Origin of the sequence: Thalassovita gelatinovora, assembly GCF_001458355.1 — a bacterium.
Taxonomy (GTDB): domain Bacteria; phylum Pseudomonadota; class Alphaproteobacteria; order Rhodobacterales; family Rhodobacteraceae; genus Thalassobius; species Thalassobius gelatinovorus.
This window is the reverse complement of record NZ_CYSA01000015.1, coordinates 699,983-715,037: the sequence shown is the minus strand read 5'-3', so window position 1 is coordinate 715,037 and position 15,055 is coordinate 699,983. Positions and strand designations below refer to the sequence as shown.

At 53.7% G+C, this 15,055-nt stretch carries 16 protein-coding genes; 9 read left to right on the top strand and 7 right to left on the bottom strand.

The features are described from left to right. Positions 1-7 precede the first annotated feature (7 nt). Both hslU and TG4357_RS08110 read left to right on the top strand, forming a co-directional pair. Positions 8-1,315 carry an ATP-dependent protease ATPase subunit HslU gene (gene hslU, locus TG4357_RS08115; protein ID WP_058262342.1) on the top strand — a complete coding sequence of 436 codons (1,308 nt, stop codon included), beginning with the start codon at positions 8-10 and terminating at the stop codon, positions 1,313-1,315. 71 nt (positions 1,316-1,386) lie between these two features. Then, positions 1,387-2,487, top strand: coding sequence for an alpha/beta hydrolase (locus TG4357_RS08110; RefSeq protein WP_074646737.1), 1,101 nt, complete (start codon positions 1,387-1,389; stop codon positions 2,485-2,487). Here the strand turns inward: TG4357_RS08110 and TG4357_RS08105 are convergent. Genes TG4357_RS08105 through TG4357_RS08095 form a run of 3 tightly spaced genes read right to left on the bottom strand, consistent with a single transcriptional unit; the run spans position 2,484 to position 4,746 of the window. Further along, complete coding sequence (locus TG4357_RS08105) at positions 2,484-3,062, bottom strand: Smr/MutS family protein (protein ID WP_058262340.1); 579 nt, start codon at positions 3,060-3,062, stop codon at positions 2,484-2,486. The genes TG4357_RS08110 and TG4357_RS08105 overlap by 4 nt on opposite strands. Then, positions 3,059-4,096, bottom strand: coding sequence for a murein transglycosylase A (mltA, locus tag TG4357_RS08100; protein WP_058262339.1), 1,038 nt, complete (start codon positions 4,094-4,096; stop codon positions 3,059-3,061). The genes TG4357_RS08105 and mltA overlap by 4 nt, the downstream gene beginning before the upstream one ends. Next, the gene (locus TG4357_RS08095) at positions 4,093-4,746 is read right to left on the bottom strand and encodes a Tim44/TimA family putative adaptor protein (protein WP_058262338.1); all 654 of its coding nucleotides are present in this window, start codon (positions 4,744-4,746) and stop codon (positions 4,093-4,095) included. The genes mltA and TG4357_RS08095 overlap by 4 nt, the downstream gene beginning before the upstream one ends. Before the next feature lie 105 nt (positions 4,747-4,851). Between TG4357_RS08095 and TG4357_RS08090 the strand changes: the two genes are divergently transcribed. Continuing rightward, positions 4,852-5,325 (top strand): FxsA family protein, encoded by a 474-nt coding sequence (locus TG4357_RS08090; protein WP_058262337.1) that lies wholly within the window; start codon positions 4,852-4,854, stop codon positions 5,323-5,325. A gap of 56 nt (positions 5,326-5,381) precedes the next feature. After that, positions 5,382-5,870 carry a protein-export chaperone SecB gene (gene secB, locus TG4357_RS08085; protein WP_058262336.1) on the top strand — a complete coding sequence of 163 codons (489 nt, stop codon included), beginning with the start codon at positions 5,382-5,384 and terminating at the stop codon, positions 5,868-5,870. 1 nt (position 5,871) lies between these two features. Here the strand turns inward: secB and dnaQ are convergent, their stop codons facing one another. From dnaQ to TG4357_RS08065, 4 genes are read right to left on the bottom strand one after another with little or no spacing between them, the layout of a single operon-like run. After that, positions 5,872-6,606 carry a DNA polymerase III subunit epsilon gene (gene dnaQ, locus TG4357_RS08080; protein WP_058262335.1) on the bottom strand — a complete coding sequence of 245 codons (735 nt, stop codon included), beginning with the start codon at positions 6,604-6,606 and terminating at the stop codon, positions 5,872-5,874. After that, entirely contained in the window at positions 6,599-7,192 is a 594-nt protein-coding gene (coaE, locus tag TG4357_RS08075; RefSeq protein WP_175473918.1) for a dephospho-CoA kinase, read from the bottom strand. Before coaE ends, dnaQ begins: the two co-directional genes overlap by 8 nt. Beyond that, the gene (locus TG4357_RS08070) at positions 7,189-8,022 is read right to left on the bottom strand and encodes a shikimate dehydrogenase (RefSeq protein WP_058262334.1); all 834 of its coding nucleotides are present in this window, start codon (positions 8,020-8,022) and stop codon (positions 7,189-7,191) included. Before TG4357_RS08070 ends, coaE begins: the two co-directional genes overlap by 4 nt. After that, positions 8,019-8,618 (bottom strand): Maf family protein, encoded by a 600-nt coding sequence (locus TG4357_RS08065; protein ID WP_058262333.1) that lies wholly within the window; start codon positions 8,616-8,618, stop codon positions 8,019-8,021. The genes TG4357_RS08070 and TG4357_RS08065 overlap by 4 nt, the downstream gene beginning before the upstream one ends. A 553-nt stretch (positions 8,619-9,171) precedes the next feature. Here TG4357_RS08065 and rho point away from each other — a divergent pair. From rho to TG4357_RS08040, 5 genes are read left to right on the top strand one after another with little or no spacing between them, the layout of a single operon-like run. After that, on the top strand, positions 9,172-10,443 hold the full coding sequence (gene rho / locus TG4357_RS08060) for a transcription termination factor Rho (protein ID WP_058262432.1): 1,272 nt from the start codon (positions 9,172-9,174) through the stop codon (positions 10,441-10,443). A 21-nt stretch (positions 10,444-10,464) separates the two neighbouring features. Then, positions 10,465-11,751 (top strand): tRNA uridine-5-carboxymethylaminomethyl(34) synthesis GTPase MnmE, encoded by a 1,287-nt coding sequence (gene mnmE, locus TG4357_RS08055; protein WP_058262332.1) that lies wholly within the window; start codon positions 10,465-10,467, stop codon positions 11,749-11,751. Positions 11,752-11,754: 3 nt separating this feature from the next. Further along, positions 11,755-13,632: a tRNA uridine-5-carboxymethylaminomethyl(34) synthesis enzyme MnmG gene (gene mnmG / locus TG4357_RS08050; protein ID WP_058262331.1), complete on the top strand. Its 1,878-nt coding sequence runs from the start codon at positions 11,755-11,757 to the stop codon at positions 13,630-13,632. After that, positions 13,629-14,237 (top strand): 16S rRNA (guanine(527)-N(7))-methyltransferase RsmG, encoded by a 609-nt coding sequence (gene rsmG, locus TG4357_RS08045; protein ID WP_306345482.1) that lies wholly within the window; start codon positions 13,629-13,631, stop codon positions 14,235-14,237. The genes mnmG and rsmG overlap by 4 nt, the downstream gene beginning before the upstream one ends. After that, positions 14,230-15,042 (top strand): ParA family protein, encoded by an 813-nt coding sequence (locus TG4357_RS08040; RefSeq protein WP_058262330.1) that lies wholly within the window; start codon positions 14,230-14,232, stop codon positions 15,040-15,042. The genes rsmG and TG4357_RS08040 overlap by 8 nt, the downstream gene beginning before the upstream one ends. Positions 15,043-15,055 lie beyond the last annotated feature (13 nt).

Genomic DNA, 15,055 nt, shown 5'->3' with positions numbered 1-15,055 from the left:
GATTAATATGACCAATCTTACCCCCCGCGAAATCGTTTCGGAACTTGATCGTTTCATCATCGGTCAAAATGACGCCAAACGCGCCGTTGCCGTGGCGCTGCGCAATCGTTGGCGACGCAAACAGTTGAGCGATGATCTGCGCGATGAAGTCTATCCGAAAAACATCCTGATGATCGGGCCGACCGGCGTGGGGAAAACCGAAATCAGCCGCCGTTTGGCCAAACTGGCCAAGGCACCGTTCATCAAGGTCGAGGCGACGAAATTTACCGAAGTTGGCTATGTCGGCCGCGATGTCGAACAGATCATCCGCGATTTGGTAGACAGCGCGATTTCGATGACCCGCGACATCATGCGTGAGGATGTCAAAGCCAAGGCGCATCACGCCGCTGAAGAACGCGTGATCAGCGCGATTGCTGGTGAAGACGCCCGCGAGGGCACCCGCGAAATGTTCCGCAAGAAACTGAAATCGGGCGAATTGGACGATACTGTCATCGAATTGGAAGTCGCGGATCAATCCAGCCCGATGCCGATGCTGGACATTCCCGGCCAACCCGGCAACCAGATGGGCATGATGAATTTGGGCGATCTGTTTGGCAAAGCCTTTTCAGGCCGTACCGTACGCCGCCGGATGACCGTCGCCGAAAGCTATGAGTTGCTGATCGGGGAAGAAGCAGACAAGTTGCTGGATGATGAAACCGTGACCAAGACCGCGTTGGAAGCGGTTGAAGAAAACGGCATCGTTTTCCTGGATGAAATCGACAAGGTGTGTGCCCGGTCCGACGCACGCGGTGGTGACGTATCCCGCGAAGGTGTGCAGCGCGACCTGCTGCCGCTGATCGAGGGCACCACCGTTTCAACCAAGCACGGGCCGGTAAAAACCGATCATATCCTGTTTATTGCTTCGGGCGCCTTCCATATCGCCAAGCCATCGGATTTGCTGCCCGAATTGCAAGGCCGGTTGCCGATCCGGGTCGAATTGCGCGCCCTGACCGAAGAAGATTTCGTACGCATCCTGACTGAAACCGACAATGCGCTGACCCGGCAATATACCGCGCTGATGGCAACCGAAGAAGTCACCGTAACCTTTACCGATGACGGTATCGCGGCCTTGGCCAAGATCGCGGCGGACGTGAACCAATCGGTGGAAAATATCGGTGCGCGGCGGCTTTATACGGTGATGGAGCGCGTGTTTGAGGAACTGTCCTTCACCGCACCGGATCAGCCGGGGCAATCCGTGATGGTGAACGCGGAATTTGTCGATGACAATCTGGGCGAACTCGTAAAATCCACCGATCTTAGCCGCTACGTTCTGTAACGGCTGATCGGACTGGTGCGCTGTCTTGAAAACCGATAGCTCTGTGCCTGTCCCTTTAGCCGGAGCCGCGCGTGTTAAGAACAGCCCTGATCCTCTGCCTGGTCCTCCTCTCCGCCTGTGGCGACCGCGAGGCGGTTTTGCTATCCCCCGAAGCCCGGGACACGGGGGTGGTCTATACCTCATTCGTCGCCACCAATCGAGGGCGGACTGAACAGGGTTGGTTCAGCGATGAACGCAGCGAAGAATTGGATTACCTGACTGTCGATGTTTCAGTGCCGCCAAAGCACAAGGCCGGTGAGATCAAATTGAACCTGCATCGGGTCGATCCAGAAGAACATTTCGCGCTTGTCAGCAAACGGGAATTTAACGGTAGTCAAGAATTTACCGGTGCGTTGCGACATGCCTTGGCGCAACAGCCCAAGGCTGACCGTGATGTTCTGGTTTATGTGCATGGCTATAACAACAGCTTTGCAGATGGCGTGTATCGAACCGTGCAGATGAAACATGATTTCGAACTGCCCGGAGTCATCGTTCACTATTCCTGGCCCAGCGCCGCAAACCCGCTGGCCTATCCCTATGATCGCGATAGCCTGCTTTATTCACGTGACGGGCTGGAAACGCTGCTGCGTCAGGTTCGCGCGGCGCAACCGGGCCGGATTATTCTGGTCGGGCATTCTCTGGGCACCATGTTGATGATGGAAACGCTGCGGCAGATCGAAATCGCCACACCGGGCTGGTCGAGACGGGCTTTGGGTGGAGCCGTCCTGATATCGCCGGATCTGGACATCGATCTGTTCAAGATGCAGGCAAACCGATTTGCGGCCTTGCCGGAACCCTTTGCGATCTTCGTATCGTCCCGCGACCGGGCACTGCAGCTTTCGGTGCGCCTGAATGGCAGCCGCAAACGTTTAGGCAGCCTGACAGATCCACAAGAACTGGCCGATTATCCCGTCACGTTGGTGGATGTGTCCGAATTCGCCAAAATGGGCGGCACTCGGCATTTCACGCTTGGAACATCCCCCTTGTTGATCGCCCTTCTGAGCAAAAGCGATGCCTTGAACGATGCCTTTGGCCGCGATCAAGCAGGCCGGTCTGGATTGTTGCCCGGCACGGTGATCACCGCCAAGAACGCGACCCAGCTTATTCTGTCGCCGCTGTTATTGCTGAACTAACGATTGCGCCGCAGATAAACGTAGTAAGCCCCGCCACCGCCGTGGCTTTGATGGGCTTCGGTCACTTGCAACACCACAGTCGATAGCGGCGGCATCGACAGCCATTGCGGCACATTATGCTTCAGAACACCAAAACGGACCGGGATCGGCCCGCCTTCATCACGATGTTTACCCTTGCCGGTGATCACCAACACCAGCCGTTTACCTTGGGCATGGGATCGCATGATGAACCCGTTCAACGCCGGGTGCGCCTTGTCCATCGTCATGCCGTGCAGGTCGATCCGGCCTTCAGGCAGCATCTTGCCGCGCCTCATCTTGCCAAAGGTGTTACGATCCATGCGCAGCGGCGTTTTGTCCAGTTGTTCCGAAATCGTCGGCGACAGATCTGTCTGGGCCAATGACGGGGCCGACCGGGTTCCAATTTGAAAATCCGGCAGGCGCCTATGGGCAGATTTCTTTGGTTTCGGTTTGGGCTTTGGTTCGGGTCGGGCCGGATCGGAATGCATCCGGTCGGCGGTTTCGGCTACTTTTTTCCAAAGTTCGATTTCTTCGGGCCTCAGCCGCCGCCGCGTCATTGTTCGTTCTCCGGCAGCAATGCGTAGGCGCGCTGAATCGGCAACAACACCAACATCCGCCCCGGATCGCGCAACCGTCCGGCCGCGCGGCCTGCCGCATCACCGGTGCCAAAGAAAATATCGGCCCGTTGCGGCCCCTTGATCGCCGACCCGGTATCTTGGGCGACCATCAGGCGCCGCAACGGGTTTTCACCATCTTTTTCCACCCAGACCGGTGCGCCCAAGGGTGTGTAAACGGGATCGACGGCAATGCTGCGTCCACCCGTGACCGATCGGTTCATCGCGCCCAATGGTCCATCTTCGGGTGACACTTTATCGACCAAGCGGAAAAACACATATGAGGGATTATGGCGCAGCAATTCCAGTCCGTCTTCGAGATTGCGTCGGACCCAGGATTTGATCACCTGCGCTGAGACCTGATGCTGCTGATAAATGCCGCGGCGGATCATTTCTACCCCGACGGATCGATAGTCATGACCGTTTGACCCGCCATAACCGACCCGCAAATGATGACCGTTGGGCAGACGGATGCGGCCCGACCCCTGGATTTGCAAGAAAAACAATTCCACCGGATCGTCGACCCAGGCAATTTCCAGCCCACGGCCTTCCATCACGCCGCTGTTTTCGATGTCGCGCCGCGACAACCAAGCGGAACCGGCCTTCGCTTCGGACGGCATCCGGTAAAGCGGGTAGCGGAAACGGTCGGTACGCACCTGGGACCCGTCGAGTTCAGGTTCGAAATAGCCGGTGAACAGCGCCTTGGAGCCGTTTTTGATCAACACCGGGCGGAAAAATAGTTCGAAAAAGGCCCTGGGATTTTCAATATTTTGCGCCACTGCACAAAGTGATTGCCAATCCGGCCCATTCAGATCGGTACAAGTATTCAGAAACACACTCAACGCCGTAGCGTGATCATCGTCTTTCCAACCATCAAGAACCTCGAAATCGAGAATCTGATAAGTCAGATCGTCAGACTGTGCAGCCCCCGTCATCAGCACCCCGGCCAAAACAGCGGCTGCCAGCCGCCGGATCATTCTCCCGTTGCGACCAATTGCCAGTTCGGGTCGTCGCTTCCCATTTTGCGTGCAAAGGTCCAGACATCTTTCTGACGCTTGATCTCGTTCGGTTTGCCTTCAATGATTTCGCCAGCGCTGTCGCGCACGACCGACGTCAGCTCGCCTACGAATTTCACCGAAATTTCAGCCAGATTGTTTTCGAATTCGGCATCATGAAGCGCCATTTCCCGGATACCCACGAATTCGGCTTCGATCTGCAAACCCTGAGCGTCGCGGTCTTCGACCACCTGGGCAAAGCTTTGATACACTTCATCGCTCAGGAACGGTTTGATATCGGCCAAATCGCCACGTTCGAACCCCATCAGGATCATTTCATAGGCGCCACGCGCACCGCCCAAGAATTCCGTCACATTGAAGCTTGGCTCAACGCGCTTCATCTGGGCCAAAGCATCCGCCGCGGCGCTGCCTTCTGCGACATTGTCGGTGATGTCGAGATCGGGGCCACCTTCGATCACTTCAAATTCCCGACGGCGGGAGGATGTTTCCGGCATCGTTTGAGCCGGCTTTTGTTCAAATCCTTCACGGGTTCCCAAAACATTTTTCAAACGCAAAATCAAAAATATTGCGATGCCGGCCAGGACCAGAAGCTGTAAAATCGGCGAATTCATTCTATCCTCTCGAACGCATGGACGTTTAAACTCGCCCGTTAGGTTCTTATGTAGGTGAGGCAGGCGGCCAAGTCCACTGCATGAACACTACAGGAGACTGCCAAAATGTGGCTTCTATTCGCTTTCATTGCCGTTCCGATCATCGAAATCGCGCTGTTTATTCAGGTTGGCGGTGCAATCGGGACATGGCCAACCTTGGGAATCGTGGTTCTGACGGCGGTCTTGGGTACCTATCTGATGCGGGTTCAGGGGCGTATGGCGATCGGAAATCTGCAACGGTCGTTTTCACAGCTTGATGACCCGACAGAGCCTTTGGCACATGGCGCAATGGTGCTAATTTCCGGTGTTCTTCTGCTGACGCCGGGGTTTTTTACTGATGCTTTGGGATTTGCATTGCTGGTTCCGGCGATCCGTTCGGGAGTCTTTCGCTATCTGCGTAGGCGGGTCAAAGTGCAAAGCTTCTCCATGGGTGGACAACCGGATTTCCCGCCTCAAGAAGATGTGATCGACGGCGAATTTTTCGAAGTCGATCCGGCAAAACGGCCAACCCATCAGCCTTCGGGCTGGACCAAGCATTGAGGCGCGGTTCCCTTCCTGCTAAGCACTGCTACAAGTATATTTTTTAGGAGCAAGAAATGGCTGAAAACGGCAGCGATCCGCAAGCCCCCACCTTCCGTATGAACGTGCTCAATCAGTTCATTCGTGACATGTCGTTCGAAAATATTCTGGCGCAGAAAGGTGCGTCGGGCGAAGTGCAACCGGATGTCAAAGTGATGGTCAATCTGGACGCCAAGAAGCGGACGCAAGAAAATCAGTATGAAGTCGCCATTAAGCTGACGGTTGATTCGTCGGCCAAGGATGCCGATACCAAACTGTTCCTGCTGGAAATCGATTATGCCGGTGTTTTCAACATCGAAGGCGTTCCCGAAGACCAGATGCATCCGTTCTTGCTGATCGAATGCCCGCGCATGCTGTTCCCCTTCCTGCGCCGTATTGTCAGCGATGTGACCCGCGATGGTGGTTTCCCGCCGTTGAACTTGGAAAACATTGACTTCATGCAGCTGTATCGCAACGAGATTGCCCGTCGTAAGGCCGAAGAAGGTCAACCCGCTGCGACGAACTAAGTCACTCTGACACTTTTTTCCAAAGCGCACCGTCGCCCATCGCCTCGACAAAGGCAGCATGGGCGGCGGTTTCTTTTTCCGTGATCCGAGGCGGCAAGGGCGCGGGGCGCGGGAAGGGCCGCCAATCGTCTTGCTGGCCCCTGCTGGAAGCAGTGGAAGACGCCGCATTCAGTCCGAAATCGGGCTGACGGCCGCCGATCAGTTCCAGATAGACCTCAGCCAGAATTTCGGAGTCGAGCAAAGCCCCGTGCAACGTCCGCGATGCGTTGTCGATCCCGAAGCGTCGGCACAGTGCATCAAGCGACGCGGGCGAGCCGGGAAATTTTTTGCGCGCTATTGCCAGGGTATCGACCGCGCGTTCCCAGGCAATTTGCGACAATCCCATCCATTTCAATTCGGCATTCAGAAATTTGACGTCAAAAGCGGCGTTATGGATAATCAGCTTGGCATCGCCGATAAAATCCAAAAATCCCCGTCCGACATCCTTAAACAGCGGTTTGTCGCGCAGTGTGACCTGCCCCGGTTTCGGTTCCTGTGGAGGTTGCAGCAGGTCGGCGCCAATACCATGCACGCCAAACGCTTCGTCCGGCATGAACCGTTCTGGATTGATATAGACGTGGTAAGTTTCGCCTGTTGGCATGTGATTATAAAGTTCAAGACACCCGATTTCGACGATCCGGTCGCCCTGCCCAGGATCAAAGCCGGTTGTTTCCGTATCCAGAACGATTTCACGCATCTTTCAGCTTCTCCTGAATATCACGGATCACCGCGTGAACCTGTTCGCGCGCATGATCAAGCGTATCGGTCACGATCACATAGTCGGCGCGGGCGCGTTTATCCGCATCTGGCATCTGTTTGGCGAGGATGGTTTCAAATTGTTCCGCAGTCATAGTGCCGCGTTCCATCACGCGTTTTTGCTGTTCTTCAGGAGAAACAGAGACTGTTGCGACCGCATCCATCGCGGCATTGCCACCGGTTTCGAACAGGATCGGGATGTCAAAGACCAAAATGTCGGATTGCGCAGAGGCGATGAATTCGGCCCTGTCTTCACCGACAAGCGGATGCACGATTGTTTCAATCTGCTTCAAAGCACCGGGATCGCGGCCAATGATCTCTTTCAACACGTCGCGCGACACCGCGCCATCGATGACCGCTTCGGGGAAGACCCGTTGAAACGCCGCAACTGCCTTGCCGCCCTTGGAATACAACCGATGCACAGCGGCATCAGCATCCCAGACGGCGCACCCGGCTTCGGCAAACATCCGGGCAGTGGTTGATTTGCCCATGCCGATGGATCCGGTCAGGCCGAGTTTGAAGATCATCGCAGCAAAACCGCGCGAATTTCAGCATCGACCACGGGGCGGGACCCGAACCAGCGTTCAAAACCGGGGATCGCCTGATGAATCAACATGCCCAATCCGTCCACCGTGACACAGCCCATGTCCGAAGCTTCGCGCAGCAACCGCGTTTGCAAAGGGTTATAGACCAGATCAGTCACCAACGCGCCTTTTTGCAACCCGTCCAGCGGCACCCGCAATTCTGGTTTACCCATCATGCCGAGGGCTGTGGTATTCACCACCGTCGCCGCTTCTTCGATGATGTTACCGGCTTGGATCCAATCAACCACCTTGATCTTGGCACCGAAATCGCGTTGCAGGTTTTCGGCCCGCAACCGGGTACGGTTTGTCAGCAGGATTTGTGGCACGCCAGCATCTAAAAGCGAGGCCACAACGGCCCTTGCCGCCCCACCTGCACCCAATACCGCCGCAGGACCGGCCTTGGGATCCCAATTCGGCGCGTTCTGACGCAGATTTTCGATGAAACCATAGCCATCCGTGTTGTCAGCATGGATTTTACCGTCTTTGCGGAAAATAAGCGTGTTCGCTGCCCCGATCAGCGTTGCGCGGTCGGTCACCAGATCGGCGATATCCATCGCTGCGACCTTGTGCGGTACGGTTATGTTGGTGCCGACAAACCCGGCCAAAGGTAAGGCGCGTAGAACAGATTCAAGATTTTCTGGCGCCACATCCATCGGAATGTAATGCCCTTTGATCCCAAGGGTTTTCAGCCAATGACCATGCAACAGCGGTGATTTGGAATGGGCGATCGGCGAACCGATCACGCCGGCCAGGGGGATTTGCTCGGCAGTCATTGTTGCAGCTCTCCTCGTAAGGTCAGATAGGATAGGAGTTCCAGTAGGGGCAGCCCTAAGACCGTAAAGTAATCGCCGTCGACACGGGAAAACAACCTTACGCCTTCCTCTTCCAACTTATAACCACCCACGCAATATCCGATTTCCGGCCAATTGCGATCCAGATACCCATCCAGGAAGTCATCCGAAAAATCACGCATCCGCAATCTGACTTGACCGATATGACGCCAAATCGGTTTGCCCGCCTGGCAAATTACGGCAGCGGATAGCAGCATATGACGTTCGCCACGCAACTGTTGCAACTGAGTGCACGCGTCTTGTTTCGAAGACGGTTTAGAAAGACTCAGACCGTTGAAATCCAGAACTTGATCACAGCCAATGACCAAAGCGTCCGGAAATTTTTCGCTGATCTTGAGCGCCTTCATTTCCGCCAACGTATCGGCGATGTCACGCGGCTTGGCATCTTCGGCCAGAAGCGATGCTTTAACCATCTCTTCGTCGATTCGGGGTTTTTCGATTCGGAACGGAACGTTCGCGTTCCTGAGCAGATTCTGTCGTATCTCGGACCCGGAAGCGAGGATCAGATCATCAGCCATGTGGATAAACCCGTGGGGAAAGAAGGGAATGTCTTGGTGATGAGTTCTGGATGCTTCGGCCAAATTTTGCAAGCCGTGACAAACTCACCGGTTCGACCCCAGCCTGTCCCGCTGTTTTCCGTTCTGGGTAAGGATAAGTCCAAAGATGTGCTTAAGCTGAACTGTACCACAGAAATCCAGAAATTATCCCCTGTTTCAAAGCCCGCTTAGATATCATCTAAATATATGACATCATGTATTATTTTAAAAAATATTCAGAAATAATATCGAAGATGTCCATAGAGTTTTCTACAAGGCCAGTTAACGGTTCAAAAACCTTTGGATAACTGTGTAATCCACAGAAATCAGCTAGCCTAATACGTCATCAAACCTTAAATCTTTCTTTTATTTATTAAGATTACTGACCTCGCAGGTTGCATGTTCTGTGCCATGATCGGAATTGACTCAGAATAAGCAGCGCCTTATATCCTCGTACAAGCCCCCGTCCGGGGGATCTGTTTTCCATCACTGTAAGATACAGCAACCCCTTCGCGGGTTGATGCGGGATTTTTCCATGACCCAAGAACGCCTGAACCTATCCGATCTCAAGGCGAAAAGCCCCAAAGACCTACTGTCCATGGCAGAGGAGCTCGAGATCGAAAACGCATCGACTATGCGTAAGGGCGACATGATGTTCCAAATCCTTAGGGAAATGGCAGATGAAGGGTGGGAAATCGGCGGTGACGGCGTGCTGGAAGTCCTTCAGGATGGTTTTGGCTTCCTTCGGTCACCCGAAGCAAATTATCTGGCCGGGCCGGACGATATCTATGTATCCCCCGATATGATCCGCAAATATTCCCTGCGGACCGGAGATACCGTCGAAGGCGTAATCAAAGCCCCCGAGGAAAACGAACGATATTTCGCTCTGACCTCGGTCGAAGCGATCAATTTCGAAGAACCCGAAAAGGCGCGGCACAAGATTGCCTTTGATAACCTGACCCCGCTTTACCCCGATGAGCGGCTGAAAATGGAAATCGAAGATCCCACTATCAAGGATCGTTCAGCCCGTATCATTGACCTAGTAGCGCCGATCGGCAAAGGTCAGCGTTCGTTGATCGTGGCCCCACCCCGGACCGGTAAGACGGTTTTGTTGCAGAACATTGCCCATTCGATCGAAACCAATCACCCGGAATGTTATCTGATCGTGCTTCTGATCGATGAACGGCCCGAAGAAGTTACCGATATGCAGCGGTCGGTTAAGGGCGAAGTCATTTCTTCGACCTTCGACGAACCGGCAACGAGGCACGTTGCAGTGTCGGAAATGGTGATCGAAAAAGCCAAGCGTTTGGTGGAACATAAACGAGATGTTGTTATTCTTCTCGATTCTATCACAAGACTTGGTAGGGCTTTCAACACTGTTGTGCCGTCTTCTGGTAAGGTTCTGACCGGTGGTGTGGATGCGAACGCGTTGCAACGGCCAAAGCGGTTCTTTGGTGCCGCACGGAATATCGAAGAAGGCGGGTCGCTGACCATTATCGCCACCGCTCTGGTCGATACAGGAAGCCGGATGGACGAAGTAATCTTTGAGGAATTCAAAGGCACGGGGAACAGCGAAATTGTTCTGGATCGGAAAGTCGCGGATAAACGCGTTTTCCCGGCGATGGACATTCTGAAATCCGGTACCCGGAAAGAAGAATTGCTGGTCGATTCCAGGAACCTGCAGAAAACCTTTGTTCTGCGTCGTATCCTGAATCCGATGGGAACCACAGATGCGATCGAATTCCTGATTTCGAAGCTGAAACAGACCAAGAGCAACGAAGATTTCTTTGATTCAATGAACGGCTAACGCCGCTACAGGATTCAACAAATGGACACGATTTTCGCCCTTGCCACGGCTCATGGTAAGGCCGGGGTCGCGGTGATCCGCGTGTCCGGCCCGTTGGCTTTCTCTGCAGGGGAACATCTGGCCGGTACCTTACCGGAACCACGCAAGGCTGGACTACGACTGCTCAGGGACGGGCAGGGGGTGCGGCTGGACGAGGCTCTGATCCTGTGCTTTCCAGATAAATCCAGCTTCACCGGCGAAACGGTTGTTGAATTCCAACTGCACGGATCAACGGCTGTTGTTGCGGCGGTATTGCGGGAACTGGGCCAGTTTGATGGGTTGCGCCACGCCGAACCGGGGGAATTCACCCGGCGTGCTTTGGAAAACGGTCGTCTGGATCTGGCCCAGGTTGAAGGGCTTGCCGATCTGATCGAGGCGGAAACCGAAGCACAGCGGCGTCAGGCACTGCGCGTTTTGTCTGGTGATTTGGGTAATCGGGCCGAAGAATGGCGCCGTGATCTAATCCGCGCCGCTTCGTTGTTGGAAGCGACGATTGATTTTGCCGATGAAGATATTCCGGTCGACGTGTCGCCGGAAGTAAATGAATTATTGGACCGGGTCATGATATCCGTGAATGCGGAAATTGCTGGCGTATCCGCTGCCGAACGTGTTCGTACGGGATTCGAGGTTGCCATCGTTGGGGCCCCAAATGTCGGAAAGTCGACGTTGCTGAATGCGCTTGCGGGGCGGGATGCTGCGATTACGTCCGAATATGCCGGTACAACGCGCGACGTGATAGAAGTTCGAATGGATTTGGGCGGATTACCGGTGACCCTTCTGGATACGGCAGGGCTGCGCGACACTCAGGATAAAGTCGAAGAGATTGGCATCGCGCGAGCGCGGGAACGTGCTGCCCTGGCTGATTTGCGGGTATTTCTGATCGAAGGGGATCAGGCCCCGGATTTCGCCCCGTTGCCCGACGATATAATTCTGAAAGCCAAAGCTGATTTGTTGCAGGATAAATCCGGCGCTGTGTCCGGGACCAGTGGTGAAGGGGTTGCGAATCTGATAAATCAGATCACCGAATGCTTGTCACACCGGACCTCAAGTATCGGTATTGCAACCCGTGAACGCCATCGGCTTTCCATGCAGAAAGCAGTTGAGGCTTTGCAGGAAGCGATGAATTTGGTCGCGATGGGCGGAGAAATGTCTGATATCGCTGCCGAAGAAATGCGCACTGCGATCCGGGCTTTGGATGCTTTGATTGGTCGGGTAGATGTTGAAAACCTGCTGGATGAAATTTTTTCCAGCTTTTGCCTTGGGAAGTGAGGAGTGTTTCACGTGAAACAATTCGACTTCGATGTAATCGTTATCGGCGGCGGACATGCTGGTTCTGATGCTGCTCATGCGGCGGCTCGAATGGGTGCGCGCACTGTTCTGATTACGTTACGCAAGGATGGGATCGGTGTGATGTCCTGCAATCCTGCGATTGGTGGCTTGGGTAAAGGCCATTTGGTACGCGAAGTCGACGCATTGGATGGCGTCATGGGACGGGTTGCGGATGTGTCGGGTATTCAATTCCGGCTGCTTAACAGACGCAAAGGGCCGGCTGTGCAGGGGCCGCGTTGTCAATCTGATAGGAAGCTTTATCGTCAGGCGATGTTGGCCGAGATCAAAGCGCAACGCAATTTACAGATCATCGAGGGTGAAGCCACCGATTTCATTATGGATGGCGAACGTGTCTCGGGTGTGGTTCTGGCTGATGGGTCTAAATTGACAACAAAGCAAGTTGTCTTGACCACTGGGACTTTCCTGCGGGGGGTAATCCATATCGGCGACGAGCGCCGCCCGGGAGGCCGGATGGGGGATAAGCCGTCGGTCAAACTGGCCGAGAGAATTGATTCCTTTGACTTGCCTTTGGGCCGGTTAAAAACTGGTACACCACCGCGTTTGGACGGCCGGACGATCAAATGGGATCTCTTAGATATGCAGCCGGGTGATGATGACCCGGTGATGTTTTCCTTTCTTTCAAAAGGACCTGTGGCGCGGCAAATATCTTGTGGTATCACGCATACCAATGAACGAACGCACGATATCATCCGTGAAAACCTGCAACGATCTGCGATGTATGGCGGACATATTGAAGGGGTAGGTCCGCGCTATTGTCCGTCGATCGAGGATAAGATCGTGCGATTTTCTGACAAGAGCTCGCATCAGGTGTTCTTGGAACCGGAGGGCGTCGACGATCACACGGTTTATCCAAACGGGATTTCCACTTCGTTACCTGAAGATGTGCAAAGAGATTATGTTCATTCTATTGTGGGTCTTGAAGATACGGTGATCCTGCAACCAGGATATGCCATTGAATACGACTACATTGATCCAAGGGCGCTGGATTCGCGGTTAGCGGTAAAGACGGTACCTGGCCTGTTTCTGGCCGGACAAATTAACGGCACAACAGGATATGAAGAAGCCGCCGCGCAGGGTTTGACAGCAGGTCTAAATGCGGCCGCCGAAGCGTTGGGGCGTGATCCTGTACTGTTCAGCCGATCCGATAGCTATATTGGTGTGATGATTGACGATTTGATCACACGCGGGGTTAGCGAACCTTACCGCATGTTTACCTCTCGGGCAGAATTCCGTTTGTCGTTGCGGGCCGATAACGCCGATCAGCGATTGACCGGGAAGGGGGTTGAGATCGGCTGTGTCAGTGAAGAACGTAAAGTTTCTTTCGAACAAAAAATGGAACGGCTGGAGGCAGGGAAATCTCGATTGCTACAGGCAAGTTTTACGCCGCGGCAATTGCAGGAAAGTGGTTTTTCCGTCAACCAAGACGGCGCACGGCGGAGCCTGTTTCAGATACTGTCATTTCCGGATGTCGATTTTGACCAACTGATTGATCTGGAATCTGATTTGGTCGATGTCGATTTGGAAACGCGTAGCCAATTGGAAAAGGATGCCCTTTATTCCAATTATATCGAACGACAACAGCGGGATGTCGACGCAGTAAAGCGGGATGAAAAGCAGGTTATTCCGACTGATTTCTCCTATGACTTGATCGAAGGTCTGTCGAATGAACTAAAGCTGAAACTCGGTCGGTCGCGTCCAGAAAATCTGGCACAGGCAGCAAGAATAGATGGTATGACACCGGCGGCGCTGACCCTGCTGCTGGCTAAGCTGCGAAGGACAAAAAAGGAAAAATCCGCGTGAGACAAATCGGCATCGATGTTTCACGTGAAACAATGGATCGCATTGAACGCTATGCCGGGTTGTTGGAAAAATGGAATTCCAGCATCAATTTGGTCGCACGGTCCACACTGGAAAACCTGTGGAACCGGCACATCATCGATTCAGCACAGATGTTTCAATATGCGCCGAAAGGGGCAAGAAACTGGGTCGATCTGGGTAGTGGTGGCGGGTTTCCAGGAATAGTAATTGCCATCCTCGCCGCAGAGCATGGATCAGAGATGCAGGTTACCTTGGTTGAAAGCGACACCAGAAAAGTGGCGTTTTTGCGTACAGTGATACGGGAAACCGGGATCAACGCTTTGACCATAAATGAACGAATTGAAAATATATCGTCTTTGCAGGCTGATGTGGTTTCTGCTCGGGCCTTGGCCGACTTGACGACGCTTTTGAATTTTGCGGATCATCATTTAGCCAAAAATGGTGTTGCGCTGTTTCCAAAAGGCGTCAATTGGGAAAAAGAACTGAAAGACGCGTGTCAAACATGGCGATTCTCGTGCCAGCGTTTTAAAAGTGAAACCGATGCTGGTGCAGTCATTCTGAGAATCGAGGATATCGAACATGTCTGATCCCACCCGCCTTCCGGGGCCGAAAATCATCGCTGTCGCCAATCAAAAGGGGGGGGTGGGTAAAACGACCACCACGATCAACCTTGGTGCGGCATTGGCGGCTTCTGGTCAGAAAGTATTGGTGGTTGATCTGGACCCGCAGGGGAATGCGTCAACAGGGTTGGGAATTGAAACCGAGGACCGGGAATTCACCACCTATGAATTGTTGCTGGAAGATATTGAACTGGGCAACGTGATTCAGCAGACGAATACTGACCGGCTTAGCATCATACCGGCAACGGTCGACCTTAGTTCGGCCGATATGGAATTGATGTCGAACGAAAAGCGGTCCTTCCTTTTGTATGACGCGCTGCGCCAGTATGCGATGGATAGCTATGAATTTGATTTCATCCTGATCGATTGCCCGCCATCTCTTAACCTATTGACGGTCAATGCGATGGTCGCGGCGCATTCTGTGCTGGTTCCATTGCAATCAGAATTTTTTGCGCTGGAAGGGTTGTCGCAGCTCATGTTGACGATTCGGGAAGTAAGACAAAGTGCAAATCCTGATCTTCGAATAGAAGGTGTTGTGTTGACCATGTATGACGCCCGCAACAACTTATCACAGCAGGTCGAGGCGGATGCGCGCGATAATCTGGGGGATCTGGTGTTCAGTACGGTCATTCCCCGCAATGTCCGGGTGAGTGAAGCGCCATCGTATGCGGTTCCGGTGCTGGAATATGATCCGACATCCAAAGGCGCGGTGGCCTATCTGCAACTGGCTAAAGAATTGTTATCCAAGAACGTCCGCATTGCGGCGCAATAAGAAAAGGGAGGCG